Source organism: Paraburkholderia sp. SIMBA_053 (genome assembly GCF_046534895.1).
Lineage (GTDB): Bacteria > Pseudomonadota > Gammaproteobacteria > Burkholderiales > Burkholderiaceae > Paraburkholderia > Paraburkholderia caledonica.
Genome location: NZ_JAWRXU010001520.1, coordinates 1 through 242 on the forward strand (window position 1 = coordinate 1; position 242 = coordinate 242).

Sequence of the window (242 nt, forward strand, 5' to 3'; positions counted from 1 at the left end):
GCGTGGGCGAACTGATGAAGGGCGAGAGGTTCACGCCCGAGACCGCCTTTCACATGGAAACCACGCTTGGCTTGCCGCATGGCTTTTTTGACCAGCCCAATCCTGCGCTCGCGGCCGAGATCATTGCACGCCTGAAGTCACCGCTCGACTTCGTTCAAACGGACGACGGACCCGACGTAGAGGCGGAAGCACTTAAGCCGGCTTCTGCCCTGAACGTCGATCAGCAACCATTTCCTAAAGAT

General features: G+C 58.3%; 1 pseudogene. It reads left to right on the forward strand.

Annotation, left to right across the window (positions count from 1 at the left end):
- Window positions 1-242: pseudogene (locus tag SB753_RS40655) on the forward strand (hypothetical protein); the annotation flags it as partial.